The following is an 18,558-nucleotide window of genomic DNA, read 5'->3' on the forward strand; positions in this document are numbered from 1 at the left end:
CTTTTGTTGGTCGTAATCAGCTTAGTTGTTTGAACGAGGATGTCGAATTCGTTCTCGGGGTCATACCCCGCGAAAGCGGGGTATCCAGTACGCTGCGGCCTCTCGGTTCAATCACAACCGCCTCTGTAATACGGGATCATCCGCTTTCGCGGATGATGACACCGTGCGAACCGGAGGAGCGGCCCCCTCACTCCGGCGCAGCCCCCACCGGTGGGCCGCCCGGCGGGCGGTGCAGGAAGGTCAGCGAGGCATAGGCACCGACCCAGGAGCCGATCGCAGCGAACGCCACATATACGGCGTTTTCTGTGTAGCTGATCACCGCGTAGGAGGAGAGCAGATACCAGATCGCGCTCCAGCTCGCGGCCGGTACGCGCTTGCGCGCGACCACGGCTGACGTAAACATCACATAGACCGCATCGGTCGCCGCCGTTGCAACGAACACGGCGCCTGCGGTGAGGGGATCGATGGCGGCCATTGCAATCCTTTCCGTGCTCATGGGATGGTCGCAAGAAAACTACAGCATGATCCGGAAAAGTGCGCAGCGGTTTTCCGAAAGATCATGCTCAAATGACAAGGGAGAGGCTACGATGCAAAGCCCCACCGACATCCTCAGCGACATCTGGACCTCCGCCGGCGGCGATAAAGCCGCACTCGCGCGCGTGCATCTGACCGGCGAGGAGCCGCAGGTTCCGTCCTCGTTCCGCGTCGCCGTCGCCGGCCAAGCGACAATCGCCGCCGCAGGCCTTGCCGCCGCCGAGATCTGGCGACTGCGCGGCGGCGAGGCGCAGGACGTGACCGTCGACATGCGCCACGCCGTCGTCGAATGCCGCTCCGAGCGCTATCTGCGCCTCGACGACAAGCCTCCGCCGCCGGCCTGGGACGCCATCGCCGGCGTTTACAGGACCGGCGACAACAGCTTCGTCCGCTGCCATACGAATTTCCCGCATCACCGCGACGCCGTCTGCAAGGTGCTTGGCTGCGCGCCCGAGCGCGAGAAGGTGCAGGCCGCGCTGATGCAATGGAAGGGCGAGGATTTCGAGACCGCGGCCTATGCCGCGGGTGGTGTCGTTGCCTTGATGCGGAGCTACGACCAATGGTCGTCGTTGCCGCAGGCGCGTGCGCTGGCCGAATTGCCGCTGGTCTCGATCGAGAGGATCGGCGAGGCGCCTCCGAAGCCGTGGCCTCGAGGTGATCGTCCGCTCTCGGGTCTGCGCGTGCTCGATCTCTCCCGCGTCATCGCAGGGCCCGTCGCCGGCCGCACGCTCGCGGCACATGAGGCGGATGTGTTGCTGGTCTCGGGGCCGGAGCTGCCGGCCATTCCCTGGCTCACCATCGACACCGGCCGCGGCAAGCTCACCACCTTCATCGAGCTGAAGAGCGAGGCGGGCAGGGCGCAAATGCGCGAATTGCTGAAAGACGCCGACATTTTCTCGCAAGGCTATCGCCCGCGCGCGCTCGCTGGCCTCGGCTTCGCGCCGGAAGAGGCCGCGGAAATCAATCCCGGCATCGTCTACGTCACGTTGTCGGCCTATGGCCATTCCGGCCCCTGGGCCGAGCGACGCGGCTTCGATTCGCTGGTGCAGACCACAACGGGCTTCAACCATGCGGAAGGCAAGGCGGCCGGTATCGATGGTCCGAAGGAATTGCCGGCGCAGATGCTCGACCACGCCACCGGCTATCTGATGGCGTTCGGCGCGATGATGGCGAAGGCGCGCCAGGCGCGCGAAGGCGGCAGCTGGCACGTGCGCGTGTCGCTGGCGCAGACCGGTCGCTGGCTGTGGAATCTGGGCCGGCTCGAAAGCGGTCTCAACACCCCTGATCTTACGGGCGAGGTTGTACATGCAGCGTTCATGGAAACGGTGTCATCTGGCTTCGGCGCATTGCAGGCGGTGCGTCATTCGGCCGTGCTGTCGAGGACACCGGCGCAATGGAGCCGTCCGGCAATGCCGCTCGGCAGCCATTCGCCGCGATGGCCGCGCTGAAGCTGACGTGAAGCTGACGTGTCGCAAAATTTTAACGCAAACCGAAGGACGGCCAGCGTTTTTTAGGTTGTTTGAAATCCCAAATCGGCACTATTAGCGCGACCGATGAGGCAGTCGTCTGCCGAGATCGTCGCAGACACGACCGGGCCCCATGGTATCTGAAAAGACCAAGCGATTGCAGGTGCTTACAAAACAACGGGTGATCGCATCCGTAGTTTTACTGGTGCTTGCCGGAGCTGGCGCCTATGGCTTCCTGTTTGCCGGCGGCAAGGAGAAGAAGCTCTCCGAAGTCTCCAGTCAGTCGCGCAAGAACGCGCAGAATTTCACACCGACACCGTCCGAATGGGCGACGCTGACCATCGAGCCAGTCAACGCCAAAACCTTCCGTGCCGAGTACGTCACCGAGGGCAAAGTCGCGGTCGATGAGGACCGCTCGACGCCGGTCTTCTCGCCCTATGCAGGCCGGGTGACCAAGCTGCTAGCCAAGCCGGGCGAGAGCGTGACGCAGGGTCAACCGCTGTTCACAATCGAGGCCGCCGACACCGTGCAGGCCCAGAACGATTTCATCGCGGCGATGACGTCGCAGAACAAGGCAAAGTCTGCGCTAGAGCTTGCCGACATCCAGTACAAGCGCGCCAAGGATCTCTACGAAGGCCGCGCCATCCCGCTCAAGGATTATCAGCAGGCGGAAGCGACCCAGGTCCAGGCGCAGAACGACATGCGCTCGGCGGTGACGGCGCTGGAGGCCGCAAACAACAAGCTGCGTATCCTCGGTTTTACCGACGAAACGATCAAGACGTTCCAGAACAAGGGCACCATCAATCCTGAAATCACGATCTATGCGCCGCTCTCGGGCACGGTCGTGCAGCGCAAGATCGGCCCCGGGCAATATGTCAGCGCCGGCGCCAGCGATCCAGTCTTTGTGATCGGCGATCTTTCCACGGTCTGGCTCACCGCCTTCGTGCGCGAGAGCGATGCTGCCATGGTCAGCGTCGGACAGGACATCAGCGTCAACGTGATGGCGTTGCCGGGCCGCCCCTTGACCGCCAAGATCAATTACGTCGCCACTGCAATCGATCCCAATACCCGCCGCCTGCTGGTCCGCGCCACCATCGACAACAAGGACGGCCTGCTCAAGCCGGAAATGTTCGCCAACGTCACGATCTATTCGGCCGGCGACCGCGCGGCGCCTGCAGTGCCGAAGCAGGCGCTGATCTACGAAGGCGACCAGGTCCGCATCTGGGTCGCGCGTGAAGACAAGTCGGTCGAGCTCCGCCAGATCAAGATCGGCCTCATCAATGGCAACCTCGTCGAGGTGACCAGCAACCTGAAGCCCGGCGAACAGATCGTCGTCAAAGGCAGCCTGTTCATCGACCGCGCGGCGTCCGGTAGTTGATCGACGAGCCCCACGAAACTGCGAAAAACCTGAATGGACCGTCTCGTCGCCCTTGCCGTCAACCGGCGCTTCCTGATGGTCGGCATGTTCGCCGCCGTGCTCATCGGCGGCCTGATTGCGTTCAACCAGCTCAACATCGAGGCCTATCCGGATCCGACCCCACCGATGGTCGACATCGTCACCCAGAGCCCGGGCCTGTCGGCGGAAGAGATCGAACGCTACATCACGATCCCGATCGAGACCCAGGTCGCGGGCCTGAAGAACCTGACGACGATCCGCACCATCTCGCTCTACGGCCTCTCCGACGTCAAACTGCAGTTCTCCTTCGCCTACACCTATGAAGAGGCGCTGCAGCAGGTCTTGAACCGCCTGGCGCAGCTGGCGCCGCTGCCGGGCAACGTGCAGCCGCAGATATCGCCGCTGAGCCCGATCGGCGAAATCTTCCGCTATCGCCTGGTCGGCCCGCCGAACTACAGCGTGCTCGACCTCAAGACCATCCAGGACTGGATCCTCCAGCGCCGCTTCCGCGCCGTGCCCGGCGTGATCGACGTCACCGGCTGGGGCGGCAAGAGCAAGACCTATGAGCTCGAGGTCGACAACAACAAGCTGGTCGCCAACGGCCTGACACTGCCGCAGCTGCTCCAGGCGGTCAGCAACTCCAACGTCAATGTCGGCGGCAACACCGTCAATATCGGCCAGCAATCGGCGGTGGTCCGCGGCGTCGGCCTGATCAAGTCGATCGACGACCTCGCTAACACCATGGTCGCCCAGACCAACGGCAATCCGGTGCTGGTGAAGGACGTCGCCACCGTCACCGTCGGCCAGAAGCCGCGCCTCGGCATCGCCGGCCTCGACGATTCCGACGACATCGTGCAGGGCATCGTCTTGATGCGTCGCGGCGAGCAGAGCACGCCGACCATCAGTCGCGTCGAGCAGCTCGTCGCCCAGATCAACAATTCCACCATCCTGCCGCCGGGCGTGCGCATCGAGCGCATCTACGACCGCAAGGACCTGATCGATCTCACCACCCACACCGTGCTGCACAACATGGTGGTGGGCATCCTGCTGATCGTGCTGCTGCAGTGGATCTTCCTCGGCGATTTGCGCAGCGCGCTGATCGTCGGCGCCACGATACCATTCGCGCTGTTCTTCGCCGTGATCATCCTGGTGTTGCGCGGGGAATCGGCCAACCTGCTCTCGGTCGGCGCCATCGATTTCGGCCTGATCGTAGATGCCACCGTCATCATGGTGGAGGCGATCTTCCGCCGCCTGACGCAGACCACGCCACCGTCGGAATCCGAGCAGATGTCGCAAGAGACGCTTTTCGGCATGAAGAGCCACGCCATCCTCAGCGCCGCGGCCGACGTCTCGCGCTCGATCTTCTTTGCCGCCGCGATCATCATCGCGGCCTTCCTGCCGCTGTTCACGCTCTCTGGCGTCGAGGGCAACATCTTCGGACCGATGGCGCGCACCTATGCCTACGCGCTCGCCGGCGGCCTGCTGGCGACCTTCACCGTCACGCCCGCGCTGTCCGCGATCATCCTGCCCGCCCATGTCGAGGAGACAGAGACCCGCGTGATGCAGGTCCTGCACCGGCTCTACATGCCGTTGCTGAACTGGGCCGTCGCCAACCGAAGCATCATGCTCGGCGGCGCGATCGGCCTCGTGGTGATGACGATCATGTTCGGCCGGCTGCTCGGCCTCGAATTCCTGCCCAAACTCGAAGAAGGCAATCTCTGGATCCGCGCCACGCTGCCGCCGACCATCTCGCTGCAGGAGGGCAACAGCTACGTCAACGAGATGCGCAAGCTGATCCGCGCCCGGCCCGAGGTCGAATCCGTCGTGTCGCAGCACGGCCGCCCCGACGACGGCACCGACGCCGCCGGCTTCTTCAACGCCGAGTTCTTCGCGCCGCTGAAGCCCGCGAGCGAGTGGCCCGGCACACATGACAAGGACGAGCTGACCGCGCAATTGCTCAAGCAGCTCGACGACCGTTTCCCGGGCGTCGAGTTCAACTTCTCGCAATATCTCCAGGACAACGTCTCCGAAGCCGTCTCGGGCGTGAAGGGCGAGAACTCGATCAAACTGTTCGGCAACGATCTCCAGGCGCTGACTGACACCGCCAACAAGATCAAACAGGTGCTGTCGACGGTGCAGGGCGTCACCGACCTCGCCGTCTTCACCTCGCTGGGGCAGCCGACCGTGCAGATCGACATCGACCGCGCCAAGGCCGCGCGCTACGGCCTCGCGCCCGGCGATATCAATGCCACCATCAAGGTCGCGATCGGCGGCGACACCGCGGGCGATCTCTACGAGCCGGGCAGCGACCGCCACTTCCCGATCATCGTTCGCCTTGCGCCGGAGTACCGTCGCAGCGCCGAGGCGATCCAGAATATCAGGATCGGCGCGCCCGGACCGAACGGCACCATCACGCAAATCCCACTGAGCGAAGTCGCCAATATCAGCCTCGTCTCGGGTGCCGCCTATATCTATCGCGAGCAGCAGGAGCGCTATCTGCCGATCAAGTTCTCGGTGCGCGAGCGCGACCTCGGCAGCGCCATCCGCGAGGCGCAGCAGAAGATCGCCGATCAGGTGCAGTTGCCGCCCGGCTCGCACATGGAATGGGTCGGCGAATTCGGCAATCTCCAGGATGCGATCCGGCGGCTGTCGATCGTGGTGCCGATCTCGCTGGCGCTGATCGCCATCTTGCTCTGGTTCAATTTCGGCTCGATGACCGACACCTTGCTCGCCATGAGCGTGATCCCGATGGCGATCTTCGGCGGTGTGCTCGGTCTGTTGATCACCGGCACGGCGTTCAGCGTCTCGGCTGCGATCGGCTTCATCGCTCTGTTCGGCATCGCCGTGATGGACGGCATCATCATCCTCTCGCAGTTCAACCAGCTCATCGATGAAGGTATGGACCGCATGAGCGCGGTGATCCGCACCGGCGAGTTGCAGCTCCGCCCGGTGTTGATGACCTGCGTCGTCGCCGGCGTCGGCCTGCTACCCGCCGCGCTGTCGGGAGGCATCGGTTCCCAGGTGCAGAAGCCGCTCGCGGTCGTCGTCGTCACCGGCATGATGCTGGCGCCGGTCGTGATCCTGGTGACGCTGCCGGTGCTGATTTCGTTCTTCTCGCGCCGGGCGCGCTGATCTCAAAAGCCGTAGAGCCGCGCGGGATTGTCGACGAGGATTGTCTTGCGCACCTCCGCATCCGGCGCCCACAGCGGAAGCTGGTTGAGCAGACGGCCGTCGTCGATCTGATGGAACGGGGCGAGGTCTGTGGCCTTGCGGCCCGCGACCTGCGCCGAATCCGGATGCGGCCAGTCGGTGCCCCAGAGGATGCGATCCGGGTTTGCCGTGATCAGCGCACGCGCATATGGCGCCATGTCCTGATAGTCGGGCGCGAGAGTCGATGAGCGATAGGCGCCCGAAATCTTCACATACGCCTTGCCGGATTTGGCCAGCGCGACGAGGTCGGAAAATCCTGGCTGCTGCAGCCCGAGCGAGGCATTGAGCCCGCCAAAATGATCGAACACGGCTGGCACCGGTGAGGCCAGCACGAGATCCTTGATCGCCGAGATCATCGACAGCGTGGTGTAGAGCTGCACGTGCCAGCCGCGTGCCGTCATGCGCTCGACGGCGGCTGTGAAGCGCGCGCGGCCGACATCGGGATTGTTGACGCCGTCGGTTGCCAGATTGATGCGGATGCCGCGAAAGCCGTCCGCATACATCGCGTCAAGCCGGGCTTCGGTGGTCTTGTCGTCGATCACGGCCACTCCGCGCGCGGTGGCGCCGCGTGCCTTGATGCCGAACAGGCTGGTGGAATTGTCGGTGCCGTAGACGCTCGGCGTGACGATCACCACGCGCTCGATATGTAGTGCTTTGTGCAGCGCCGCCATCTCTTCCGGGCTCGCAGGTCCCGGCGTATAGACGCGCCCCGCGAAGAACGGAAATTTTTCGGCGTCGCCATGGATGTGGGTGTGACAGTCGCAAGCATGCGCAGGCACGTCGAAATTGATCGGCGTCGAGGGTTGCGCGGCTCGCGCGTAGATGTTGTCGGTCATGGCTGCTCCGGAGTCGCGACAGGCGGCGAACGATATCACATCAGCCTGGCAGTCCCGCCACGTCGCTGCATAGCTGCTCGACCAACTCCGCAACCGGCTGCGAACCGTCGACGCGGACGACCGGGCAGGGCAGACCCGCGAGCCACGCCTCATGTTTTGCGAGACTGCGGCCCTCGCGATCACCGGCTTCGTAGTGCGAGGCCCATTCGACGAACGACTCGGACTCCTGATGACGCCAGCCGCCCTCTGCAACGGCATCGGCGCCGAAATGAGCGGCTTCGCGGGCACGCAGCCGCTGCATGCGAAGCTCGCGCGGCGTCGTCACATAGACGACGAGATCGAACAACGGCACGAACTCGTCGCCCCATCCGGTGACGGATCCGCTCAGCACCCAATCGAAACGCGGCAGAAACATCTCTCGCATCAGGCGCAGCCGATCGGCGGCATGACGTGTGGTCTGGTAGGGCGGAACGGTCGGCAGCCAGAAATAGTCGTCGCTGTCGTGATGCGGCAGCGCCAGCCGGCCCGCCAGTGCGCGGCCGAGCGTCGTCACGCCGGAGCCCGAAGCTCCCATCAGATGGATGCGGCGGCTCTTCATCGGTCGACCCGAAGAATTGAGATTACTGCCCCGACGGCGTGCGCAGACCGTGCCAGGCGTCGCGGACCTGCTGGTAATGCACCTCGGGCAGGTAGTCCGGCGTGTTCAGGCTCAGCGTCTTGACGTCGAGATGGCCGACAGCGCTGAGCAGAGTGTAGGAGGCGATGACGCGGTCGCGCAACGCACCGATCAGGCGGGCCCGGGCCTGGATCAAGTCGGCTTGCGAGTTCAGCACGTCGACCGTGGTGCGCTGTCCGCCGGCGGCCTCGCGCTGCACGCCCTGAAGCGCGACGGTCGCCGCCTTCACCTCGGACTCGGATGCCGAGACCGCGATCTTGGCGCCTTCGTTGGCGACCCAAGCGCTGACCGCCGCCGTGCGCGCCTGGTTGCGGACCTGATCGAGCACCAGCCGGCTCTGCGCCGTAACTTCCTTGGCCTGCCGGGTCTGCGACGCCGCCTGGCCGCCGTCATAGATCGGCGCGGTGACGTTGGCGACGATCGAGGCCTGGTCGGTGGCGAAGGTGCCGAGCGTCTGGTCGCTGTCGCGGCTGCGGCTAACGCTGCCCTGCAGGCTCGCGCTCGGCAGCAGCGCGCCTTCTGCGACGCGGATATTGGTTGAGGCAACGTCCACATCGAAGCCCGCTGCCATCACCGCCGGGTGTTCGCGGATCGCCATCGCGATCGAATCCTCGCGGGTCTTCGGCAGATAGCGATCGACCACCTCGGCGGGGCGAAGTGCGGCGGGCGTAGTGCCGATCACCTGGGTGTAGGTCGCCTGGCTCACCGCGAGCGCGACCTCGGCGGCATTGAGATCGGCAAGGCCGCGACTGAGGCGCGCCTCGGCCTGCGCGGTGTCGGTCGGGGTGACGTCGCCGGCGTTGAGGCGGCGCTGGGTGATGGAGAGCGTCTCCCGCAGGAAGGCGACATTGGAGCGCTGCGCCTCGACCAGCGACTGGTTCGCCAGCACGTTGGTGTAGGCGGTGACCGCGTCAAGCAGCACGCCCTGGCCGACATTGCGTAGCGCCTCGCGGCCGGACTGCACCTGGAGCTCGGCAACCCGCACGCTGTTGGCGGTGCGGAAGCCGTTGAACAGGGTCTGCGACACCGTGACCCCGATGGTCCAGGGTTTCAGCGTTGCGGTCTGGATGGTGTTGTCAGGAAGCAGGTTGCGCACGGCTTGCAGGCCGGCGCTGAGGCTGGCCACGATCTGCGGGCGATAGCCGGCGAGCGCCTGCGGCACGTTCTCGTCGGTGGCGCGCTGCCTTGCGCGCTCGGCATTGAGCTGCGGATTGGTCTGGTAGGCCTTGGCCAGCGCCTCCGGCAGCGCCTCTGCATTGGCCGCGGCGGGCAGAGCGCAGCAGAGCCCCAGCGCCGTCCATGCCGCCAGGACACGACCCACGCCCGATCGTCGCCGCGTCATCACGCGACCAGCTCTGGCGGCACGCCCAATCATGTAATCCCGCAAAACCCCGGCTGTCCGCCCCCGCCGACGGCGGCTCTCTTAACTGTTTACCCAGCGCCGGTCCCGCAGGCAAACTGCCGCGGAGGAAACCCCCATGAAATCCGTGCTTGTTGCAGGTGCGTCACAGGGGGCTGCGGGAAAGGGATGTAGTCTTACGCCAACCTTACCGTCGGTCGGCTCTCACCGGTTCTTGTTCGCCGGCTTGCGCTTCTCGATGAACGCAGCCATGCCCTCGGAGCGGTCCTCGAGCGCGAAGGTCGAGTGGAACAGATTGCGCTCGACGCTCATGCCCTCGGCGAGCGTGGTCTCGAAGGCGCGGTTAACCGCTTCCTTGGCCATCGCGACGGCGGGGCGCGACATCGAGGCGATCTTCTCCGCAGCCGCAATCGTCTCGTCCATCAGCTTGTCGGCGGGCACAATGCGGCTGACGAGGCCGCTGCGCTCTGCCTCCGCAGCATCCATCATGCGGCCGGTGAGGCAGAGATCCATGGCCTTGGACTTGCCGATCGCACGGGTGAGACGCTGCGTGCCGCCGATGCCGGGGATGGTGCCGAGCGTGATCTCGGGCTGGCCGAACTTGGCAGTGTCGGCGGCGATGATGAAATCGCACATCATCGCGAGCTCGCAGCCGCCGCCAAGCGCATAACCTGCTACCGCGGCAATGGTCGGCTTGCGGCAGCGCGCGATGCGATCGCCGCCGATCGCGGCGAAATCCTCGGAGAACATGTCGATGAAGCCCTTCGGCTGCATCTCCTTGATATCGGCGCCGGCGGCAAAGGCCTTCTCGCTGCCGGTCACGACGATGCAGCCGATGGCGTCATCGGCTTCGAGATCGTCCACGGCTGCGGCGATCTCGCGGAAGACGCCGAAGGAGAGCGCGTTGAGCATCTTCGGCCGGTTCAGCTTGATGATGCCGACTGCACCGATGCTTTCGACGATGATGTGTTCGAACGTGCTCATGCTCCACCCACGCGTTTGATTGGGCGGGCAATGTGCCCGCTCGCGTGGATGCCTTCAAGGGGCCGGAACGCGCCAAGTGAGCGCGTCCCGAGCAATCAGGCCATGAACATGCGCGCGGCCGAGGCCAAGGTCAGCAGCGTGCCGACGCCGATGAAGATCTTGCCGATCAGGGAGCTCTGGTCCCAGGCCGAACTGGGCTGGCTGCTCGCCATGACCGGAGCGGGGCGGGGCTGCGCGTCGGTCGCGGCAATCACCGCTTTCTGCGCGGGCGGGTTGTCCTGTTGCAGGGCGCGGTCGAGGTCGTTGAGCTGGTCGGGCGGCACGACCTGGTTCTCGGGAGCGGGCGCAGCGGTATTATCGGCTGCGGCCTGCACATTGTCGTTGGCGCGGCTGGTCATCGCCGAGGCTGCAGCCGCAGGCGGCGTATCCGTCGCGGCGAGCTGTGCGTTGGCGTTGGCGACTTCCGGCGGCATCTGGCTCGAGGCCGGCGTATCGTTGCCGGCCTTGTTATCGGTCTTATTATCGGACTTGGCCTCGCCAGCCTGCGGCGTTGCGTCCGCGCTGGTCTTGTCAGTCTTGTCGTCCGATTTTTGCGCTGTCTTGCTGTCGGTATGACGGCGAGCGGCGTGGTGGCGCTGCTTGCCCGCATCGGCCTGCTTGCTCGCGCTGTCCGGCTTGGCGCTCGCGGCGGAGCTCGGCGCGGCCTGAGCCGCGCCTGCGGACAGCAAAAACAGCCCGGCCAGAACAATCCATGCCGCGCGCCCGCTGGCTTTCATCATGTTGACGATCTCCCCAATTCGCCCGTCCCGGATGCGAACAGAGACCCCGGCGCATGACGACAGCGGGGCAAAAAATGGGAATCTTCGGGCCACACCGGGCAAAAAGGCGGCAAACTGGTTGGTGCGGCACGCTCCCGGATGCGAGATGGACCGATCGGTGTTATGAGCCTCCGGTCTTTTCCGGGTGGGGACCGGATTCCCTGGCTGCGCCTTGATCACGACTTCGTGATATCAGGGTTGGCGATGTAACAAATTGAAAGAGCGGCCGAATTGCCGTGTAGGAGCGCGCGTGCGCGGACGTGAGGACGAATGGACCGACCTGATGCGGTCGGCCATGGCGGGGGATGATGCGGCGTATCATCGTCTGCTGAAAGCGGTCACGCCGGTGCTGCGCGCTGCTGCGAGGCGCGGCCTGGCGCGTGCCGGGCAGCCTCCCGATCAGGCCGAGGATATCGTGCAGGAAATCTTGTTGGCGGTGCATCTGAAACGGCACACCTGGGACAGCGAGGCCCCCTTCGCCCCCTGGCTGTTCGCGATTGCGCGCAACAAGCTGATCGATGCGCTCAGGCGCCGCGGCCGGCGCGTTTTCGTCAATATCGACGATTTCGCCGAGACGCTGCCCGGCGAGACGCCACAGGAGACGGCCTCGGCGGGCGCGGTCACCGCGCAGCTCAACACGCTGCCGCAGCGCCAGCGCGACGTGTTGCAATCGATCGCGGTCGACAGCGCCTCGATCAAGGATACGGCGACGAAATTTGCGATGAGCGAAGGTGCGGTGCGCGTCGCGCTGCATCGGGGGCTTGCGGCCCTGACCGCCAAACTACGGGACCACTAGTCATGGATACCGATCAACTCATTCGCACGCTCGCGGCCGACAACGCCCACCGCGCCCCGCGCGTCGGCGCGCTGCTGACCACCGGACTTCTGGTCGCGGCGCCGTTCTCGATCCTGATTTTCGCGACCTTCCTGGGCGTGCGGCCGGACGTGATGACGGCGATGCACAACCCGTTCTTCGATACGAAGTTCGCGGTGACTTTGTCGCTCGCGATTCCCGCGATCATCATCAGCCTGCATCTGTCGCGTCCCGAAGCCTTGATGCGCGGTTGGGGCTGGCTCCTGCTGCTGCCCGTCGGACTGCTTGCTGTCGCGATCGGCAGCGAGGCGATGATGGCGCCGGCGATGCCGATGACGATGCGGCTCGTCGGCAAGAATTCGCGGTGGTGCATGTTGGCGATCCCCGCGATGTCGCTGCCGCTTCTCGCGGGTGCATTGTTCGGCCTGCGCCATGGCGCGCCGTCGCGACCGGCGCAGGCCGGCGCGCTCGCCGGCCTGCTGTCGGCCGGGCTCGCCGCCACGCTCTACGCCTCGCATTGCACCGACGACTCGCCGCTGTTCGTCGCGACCTGGTACACGATCGCGACCGCAATCGTGACCGCGATCGGCGCCGCTGTCGGGTCGAGAGTCCTGAAGTATTAGAGCCTGATCCGGAAAAGTGCGTAGCGGTTTTCCGAAAAGATCGTGCTCAAAAAAACCTAAAGCGCGATGACTCTCATCACGGTTCAAGCCGCGGACGTCTGCATGCGGTGGAAGCGCAGCACCTGCTGTGCGGTGGATGAGCGCAGGGCCTCGTAAGCGTCGCGCAGCGACAGCATGTCGGTCTGCGAGCCGCCCGAGAGCTTCTCGCGCATGGCGATGATTGCGCGCACGCTTGACCATTGCATGCCGGCGACCTTGGCGAGGATCATCAGGCCTTCGGTGCGACTCTCGATCATCATGTTTTCGGCGGTCTCGACCGCAACGCCTGCGAGGGCCGCGAGCCCGGCATTGGCCTCGTCGAACTTGCCCTGCTCGGCGAAGGTCGCGACCTGGAATTCGTTGAGGCGGCCGTCGTCGTGCAGCGATTTCACCAGCGCCCGCGCCATTTCAGTCTGCTTCGTCATGGCAGCGGCGCGGACCCGCTGCGCCGCTTCCTGGACCACGCTCGACACTTCGCTGGCGAGTTCGGGATGGGCCGCTTCCAGCTTCCTGCGAACGCTGAGAGAAGCCTTGGCGACCAGCTTCAGGTAATGATGCCGCGGCAGGTCCGGACGCAGGCCGATGCAGGTAGCGAGATCGTCGTCGCGCTCGGCGCGCGTGACGAGATCGGCGAGGCTGCTCTCGGAAAGGCGTGCGCCGTGGTTGTTGACGGTCGACTGTACCACGTCTTCATTGCCGCGCGTGACCAGCACGTCGGTCAGTGCCTCCGACAGCACCCGCCGCAGCGAAATCGCCTTGAGATGTGCCTGGCTCTTGCCGCGCGCGATTTCGATCAGGGTGGTCTCGTCCAGCCGCTCCGATTTTGACAGCACGGGACCTGCGACTTCGATGACGTCGTCGAGCGCAAGCGTACGGATGATCTGCGGCGGCGCGGCTCCGATCGGCGCGAGACGGTCGGCGAGCAATGCTTTTGCCGAAGTTTCGATCTGCTCGATCAGGCACTGGAAGACGTCGTCGAACACGCGGATATGATCGTCGGAATAGTCCACCGCATTGTTGATGAAGAGATCGGTGACGCGCCGCAGCGTCTCGACCCGGCGTGCGACGGTGCCGTGCGCGAGCGCCGACTGCAATTCCTCGAGCAAATTTTCGGATGACTTGACGGTCTTTGATCTCATAGCCCTGTCCTGGAGCGTTCGGTCCGGCGGCGTGTTCTCACGTGCCGGCGACAAATGGATTGGTCAGCTCGTTGCAATGCGGTTGCGCCCTTGCGCCTTGGCGGAATATAGCGCGCTGTCGGCGCGCGCGAGAAACGTGTCGGCAGTATCATTGGTGCGCAGCGTCACGACGCCGGCGGAAATCGTCACGCGCATGCCGGGCGAGAATGCGCTCCAGTCGAGCTCGGCGATGATGCTGCGCAGCCGATCGAGCATGCGCGATGCAGCCTCGCTTGCGGTCCCGGGCAGCAGCAGCAGAAATTCCTCGCCGCCATAGCGGCCGAAACGGTCGTCGGGCCGGATGTTGGCGAAGATGGTGATGGCAAAGGTCCGCAGCACCTCGTCGCCGACGGGATGGCCATGGGCGTCGTTGATGCGCTTGAACCAGTCGAGGTCGATCAGCGCGATGGCGCAGGGGGCGTCCGCCTGCCGCGACTTTTCGATCTCGGCGTCGAGAAGTCGCATGATGCAGCGGCGATTGTAGGAGCCGGTCAGCTCGTCGAGCTCGGCGAGCTCCTCGATGCGCTGATAGGCGGCCTTCAGCTCGATGCTGCGCCGGTACAGGATCTTGCGCAGCGTGGCGCCGAACAGGCCGAGGAAGGCGCACTGGCCGATCACCAGCACGAAGCACAGCATCGAGGCGGTCCGCTGCAGCCGTGTCGCGACCGGCATGCCGATCGGCAGGTCGGAGGCGAGGAAGACGGCCGCGAGTGCGCAGGTCGCGAGTGCCCAGGTCAGCATCGCCTGGACCGAGGTCATGCGCAGCGTACCGAAGGCGAAGATCAGGAACAGCACGCTGATGAAGGCAATCCCGATCGTCGGCACCGATACCAGAAAGACGAATTGCAGCGCCATATGCGCCGAGATCTGGAAGACCGTGAGATAATGGTCGTTGTGCCTGTCGCCGACGCCGGCCTCCGACATCACGACGAAGATGCCGATGATCGTGACGCCGCCGACCCAGAACAGCGATGGTACGTTGCCACGGATGGCGCCGTCATAGGCGTAGAGCAGCAGCACGAAGGCGCCGAGCGAATAGCTCGCGACCTGGCCGACATACATCTGCCGACGCTGCCGGATCCGGCGCGCCAGCACTCCAGGCGCCGCCTCCTCACGCGTAAGGACGAGATCCGCGGCCTCTGCGGCACTCCTCTCAGGAAAGGACGTCGCGGCCGTGTTCATGGTCCCGCCAATGGTGGATGTCAGCCGAAAAAATCTACGTGGCAAGCCTTTAGGTTTGGTATCCTTTTGAACCGAATCCGGGGGACGCTGCGCGGGTGAGGGGCCTCGGGCGGCACGGAATTTGGTGGTCGATTAGCCATCGCCGCCGATATCGCGGACCAAATCCTGCGTCGTGCGACATAATGTGCACGGGGCCGTGATAGAGGCGCTCGACCGAGCCATCCGCGCCCGGCCCACGGCAAGTCCGCAAGAGAGTGTTTCCGTATTATGTTACCGTCTTGGAGCCAAACGGCCGACCGCCACGGGTGGGACAAGGAAATTGCGCGTATGTGTGGTAGATCACACAAGTCCCCGTATGACTGCGGTAGGTTGAAGAATTTCACCCCTCCCGTCGAACCGTCCCCCGCATCGACCCGACCAATCTTGCGAGACGGGCTTTGAGCGTGACACAGGCGGCTACGGACGAGGTCCTGATCGCCAGGATCGCCCAGGGTGACCGGCTTGCCATGCAGGTGCTGTACGGGCGGCACCATGTCAGGGTGTACAGGTTCGGGCTCAGGCTCGTGCGGGACGAGCAGACGGCGGAGGACCTCATCAGCGAGGTGTTTCTCGACGTCTGGCGTCAGGCCGGTAAGTTCGAGGGCCGGTCCGCAGTTTCCACCTGGCTACTGGCAATCACCCGATTCAAGGCCCTGTCTGCGCTTCGCCGCAGGAAGGATTTTGAGTTGGACGACGAAGCCGCCAACGCGATCGAGGATTCGTCCGACGATCCGGAGACGGTGGTGCAGAAGAAGGATACCAGTGAAGCGTTGCGGGAGTGTCTGACGGGCCTCTCGCCGGACCATCGGGAAATCGTCGACCTCGTCTACTACCACGAGAAGTCCGTGGAGGAAGTGGCCGAAATCGTCGGGATCCCGGAGAACACGGTAAAGACGCGCCTGTTCTATGCGCGCAAGAAATTGGCCGAACTGCTGAAGGCAGCCGGCATTGAGCGAGGCTGGCCATGATGGCTTTGAGCAAGAAGATGCTGCAGCAAGAGCCCAGTGAGATCGAGTTGCTGCTGCCGTGGCATGCCGCCGGCACGCTGAACGCGCGCGATGCGCGCCGCGTCGAGGAAGCGCTCGCCAGCGATCCGCAGCTTGCAAAACAATATGCGGCGATCCGCGGCGAATACGAAGAGACCATCCACCTGAACGAGAGCCTGGGTGCTCCGTCGGCGCGCGCGATGCAGAAGCTGTTCGCCGCGATCGACGCCGAGCCGGCGCGCGCGACCGCTTCGCTACCGTTGTCGGCGCGCATCGCCACGTTCTTTGCGAGCCTGTCGCCGCGCACGATGGCCTGGTCGGCGAGCCTGGGCGCCATCGCGCTGCTGCTGCAGGCAGGCATCATCGGTGCCGTCTTGATGAAGACTCAGACTGCGACCTTCCAGACTGCGTCGCTCTCGACCGGCGCGCCGATCACGCGTGAGCTCGGGGCGGCTGCGCCTTCGCGGGCGCTGGTGCGCTTCACGCCCGAGGCGCGCGTCGCCGACATCACCGCGCTGCTTGACAGCTATCAGGCCTCGATCATCGGCGATGCCAAGGGCGGCATGTTCCGCCTGCAGTTCGACAAGGCGATGAGCCAGGACGAGCTCACTGCGCTGCTCGCCAGAATGCAGCGCGAGAAGTTCATCAACCTCGCCGTAGCGGCGCCTTAAGCGCCTGCACCAATGATGCGCAAGTCCGAGAGTAAGTTGCGAGCCGGTGCCTATGCTTCCTCGGCTGGAGCTGGGCTCTTGCTCGCCGCCTGTCTCGGCATCGGAGTGGCGCACGCCCAGGCGATCATGCGCACGCCGACGATCAGCGTTCCCTCGCGCACGCCGACGATCTCCGTAACTGGCGCGGCGAGAGCCGTGGGCGGCGGCGATCATGGTCCGCACCTGACGCCGACGGTTCATATCACGGGGCGGATGGTGCCGAATCCCGTGCTGCCCTACGCGCGCTACTCGCCAAATCTCTATCCGGCCTGTTCCAACGCCTATCGCGATGCCGATGGCGAGTGCCTCAGCCAGCCGAATGGCGGCGGCGACGGCTCCGGCAAGTCGGCCAAGAAGAGCGCCGGCAAGGGGCGTGGCAAGGCGACGCCCGTCGCCATGACGTCGCGCAGTTTCGCCAATGAATTCGTGGCCGAGATCGACAGCGCGCTGTCGCCGACCGAAGCCGATGAGCTCGCCCGGCGCCACGGCTTGACCCGCGTGTCGTCGGAAAACTTTCCGCTGATCGGGGCCACGGTCGGCCTGTTCCGCATCACCGACGGCCGCCCTTATGAGACAGCGCGGCGCGAGTTCGCGGCCGACGCCAGTGTGCGCTCGCTTCAGCCGAACTTCCGCTATGTGCTGCAGGACCAGAAGCCGGGGGTCCCGACCGAAGGCGATCCGGCTCAATACGTGCTATCCAAGCTGCGCCTGCCGCAGGCGCATACGTTGGTGCACGGCGCCAATGTCACGGTTGCCGTGATCGATTCAGGCATCGATGCAAAGCATCCCGAACTCGCCAATTCCATTGCCGACAATTTTGATGCGCTCGGCAGCAGCGAAGGCGCCCACGTCCATGGCACCGGCATTGCGGGCGCCATCGTGGCCCATACGAAGCTGATGGGTAGCGCGCCGGAGGCGCGCATCATCGCCATCAGGGCCTTCGGTGGCACCACCGGCGGAGCGGAGAGCTCGTCGTACATCATCCTGCGCTCGCTCAACTACGCGGCCGAGCACGGCGCCCAGATCGTCAATATGAGTTTCGCCGGCCCGAAGGACGCGGTGATCGAGCGTGCGATCGCGGCAACCGCCGCGCGCGGCTTGGTGCTGATCGCGGCCGCCGGCAATGCGGGCGCCAAATCGCCGCCGCTCTATCCTGCCGCCAATCCCAACGTGATCGCCGTCAGCGCGACCGACCAGCAGGACAAGCTGTTTACTGCATCCAACCGCGGCAATTACATCGCGCTGGCCGCGCCCGGCGTCGACATCTTCCTGCCGGCGCCCGACGGCAAATACCAGATAACGTCGGGCACCTCGTTCTCGGCCGCCTATGTCTCCGGCGTCGCGGCCTTGCTGCTCGAGCGCAATTACACCCTGAAGCCGGAAGCGGTGCGCATGACGCTGGCGAAGACCGCGCGCGACCTCGGTTCACCCGGGCGTGATGATCTCTTCCGCGACGGTGAGCCCGATGCGTTTGCCGCGGTCATGGCCGTTCCGGCCGACAGCACGACGCCGGTCGCGGCCGCCGCCGCTACAACTAAACGTGAAGATTCCGAGAAGCGCCGCGACGACCCCAACATCCGCGCGATCGAGCAGCCCTCGCTGTCGAGCGCGGACGATAAATCCGCGATTTCTCAGGCGGATAGGCCGGCTGCGCGCTAGCGCCCGCGACAACATTGCGCGCCGGCCAAAGGTTAAAAAATCGAGCCG

Annotated in this window: 16 protein-coding genes; 8 read left to right on the forward strand and 8 right to left on the reverse strand. The window is 64.9% G+C overall.

Annotation, left to right across the window (positions count from 1 at the left end; genetic code table 11):
- Positions 1-187: 187 nt before the first annotated feature.
- The gene (locus XI06_RS34465; RefSeq protein ID WP_212241468.1) at positions 188-475 is read right to left on the reverse strand and encodes a hypothetical protein; all 288 of its coding nucleotides are present in this window, start codon (positions 473-475) and stop codon (positions 188-190) included.
- A gap of 112 nt (positions 476-587) precedes the next feature.
- Here XI06_RS34465 and XI06_RS34470 point away from each other — a divergent pair, with 112 nt between their 5' ends.
- From XI06_RS34470 to XI06_RS34480, 3 genes are all read left to right on the forward strand, one after another.
- On the forward strand, positions 588-1,982 hold the full coding sequence (locus XI06_RS34470) for a CoA transferase (protein ID WP_271607329.1): 1,395 nt from the start codon (positions 588-590) through the stop codon (positions 1,980-1,982).
- Between the two features lie 151 nt (positions 1,983-2,133).
- The gene (locus XI06_RS34475; RefSeq protein ID WP_237863835.1) at positions 2,134-3,378 is read left to right on the forward strand and encodes an efflux RND transporter periplasmic adaptor subunit; all 1,245 of its coding nucleotides are present in this window, start codon (positions 2,134-2,136) and stop codon (positions 3,376-3,378) included.
- A gap of 33 nt (positions 3,379-3,411) precedes the next feature.
- Complete coding sequence (locus tag XI06_RS34480; RefSeq protein ID WP_271607330.1) at positions 3,412-6,528, forward strand: efflux RND transporter permease subunit; 3,117 nt, start codon at positions 3,412-3,414, stop codon at positions 6,526-6,528.
- 2 nt (positions 6,529-6,530) lie between these two features.
- Here the strand turns inward: XI06_RS34480 and XI06_RS34485 are convergent, their stop codons facing one another.
- The 5 genes from XI06_RS34485 to XI06_RS34505 all read right to left on the reverse strand — a co-directional run bounded on the left by XI06_RS34485 (position 6,531) and on the right by XI06_RS34505 (position 11,241).
- Positions 6,531-7,442, reverse strand: a complete 912-nt coding sequence (locus XI06_RS34485; RefSeq protein WP_271607331.1) for an amidohydrolase family protein — start codon at positions 7,440-7,442, stop codon at positions 6,531-6,533.
- 40 nt (positions 7,443-7,482) lie between these two features.
- Positions 7,483-8,040, reverse strand: a complete 558-nt coding sequence (locus tag XI06_RS34490; protein WP_271607332.1) for a hypothetical protein — start codon at positions 8,038-8,040, stop codon at positions 7,483-7,485.
- Between the two features lie 22 nt (positions 8,041-8,062).
- Positions 8,063-9,493: a TolC family outer membrane protein gene (locus XI06_RS34495; protein WP_377803209.1), complete on the reverse strand. Its 1,431-nt coding sequence runs from the start codon at positions 9,491-9,493 to the stop codon at positions 8,063-8,065.
- Positions 9,494-9,682: 189 nt separating this feature from the next.
- Positions 9,683-10,462 (reverse strand): enoyl-CoA hydratase, encoded by a 780-nt coding sequence (locus XI06_RS34500; RefSeq protein ID WP_237863840.1) that lies wholly within the window; start codon positions 10,460-10,462, stop codon positions 9,683-9,685.
- 95 nt (positions 10,463-10,557) lie between these two features.
- Positions 10,558-11,241 carry a hypothetical protein gene (locus XI06_RS34505; protein WP_237863841.1) on the reverse strand — a complete coding sequence of 228 codons (684 nt, stop codon included), beginning with the start codon at positions 11,239-11,241 and terminating at the stop codon, positions 10,558-10,560.
- A gap of 289 nt (positions 11,242-11,530) precedes the next feature.
- Between XI06_RS34505 and XI06_RS34510 the strand changes: the two genes are divergently transcribed.
- Positions 11,531-12,076, forward strand: a complete 546-nt coding sequence (locus XI06_RS34510; RefSeq protein ID WP_271607333.1) for a sigma-70 family RNA polymerase sigma factor — start codon at positions 11,531-11,533, stop codon at positions 12,074-12,076.
- Between the two features lie 2 nt (positions 12,077-12,078).
- Positions 12,079-12,717 (forward strand): NrsF family protein, encoded by a 639-nt coding sequence (locus XI06_RS34515; RefSeq protein ID WP_237863843.1) that lies wholly within the window; start codon positions 12,079-12,081, stop codon positions 12,715-12,717.
- An 83-nt stretch (positions 12,718-12,800) separates the two neighbouring features.
- Here the strand turns inward: XI06_RS34515 and XI06_RS34520 are convergent, their stop codons facing one another.
- Both XI06_RS34520 and XI06_RS34525 read right to left on the reverse strand, forming a co-directional pair.
- The gene (locus XI06_RS34520; RefSeq protein ID WP_237889642.1) at positions 12,801-13,895 is read right to left on the reverse strand and encodes a DUF2336 domain-containing protein; all 1,095 of its coding nucleotides are present in this window, start codon (positions 13,893-13,895) and stop codon (positions 12,801-12,803) included.
- Between the two features lie 63 nt (positions 13,896-13,958).
- Positions 13,959-15,116: a GGDEF domain-containing protein gene (locus XI06_RS34525; RefSeq protein WP_237873649.1), complete on the reverse strand. Its 1,158-nt coding sequence runs from the start codon at positions 15,114-15,116 to the stop codon at positions 13,959-13,961.
- 437 nt (positions 15,117-15,553) lie between these two features.
- Between XI06_RS34525 and XI06_RS34530 the strand changes: the two genes are divergently transcribed.
- Genes XI06_RS34530 through XI06_RS34540 form a run of 3 tightly spaced genes read left to right on the forward strand, consistent with a single transcriptional unit; the run spans position 15,554 to position 18,510 of the window.
- A complete protein-coding gene (locus XI06_RS34530; RefSeq protein ID WP_164938793.1) occupies positions 15,554-16,123 on the forward strand; it encodes a sigma-70 family RNA polymerase sigma factor in 570 nt (189 codons plus the stop codon).
- Complete coding sequence (locus XI06_RS34535) at positions 16,120-16,812, forward strand: hypothetical protein (RefSeq protein WP_237863846.1); 693 nt, start codon at positions 16,120-16,122, stop codon at positions 16,810-16,812. The genes XI06_RS34530 and XI06_RS34535 overlap by 4 nt, the downstream gene beginning before the upstream one ends.
- 12 nt (positions 16,813-16,824) lie before the next feature.
- Positions 16,825-18,510 (forward strand): S8 family serine peptidase, encoded by a 1,686-nt coding sequence (locus XI06_RS34540; RefSeq protein WP_271607334.1) that lies wholly within the window; start codon positions 16,825-16,827, stop codon positions 18,508-18,510.
- Positions 18,511-18,558: the final 48 nt, after the last annotated feature.

Source organism: Bradyrhizobium sp. CCBAU 11434 (assembly GCF_028128895.1).
GTDB classification, from domain to species: domain Bacteria; phylum Pseudomonadota; class Alphaproteobacteria; order Rhizobiales; family Xanthobacteraceae; genus Bradyrhizobium; species Bradyrhizobium zhengyangense.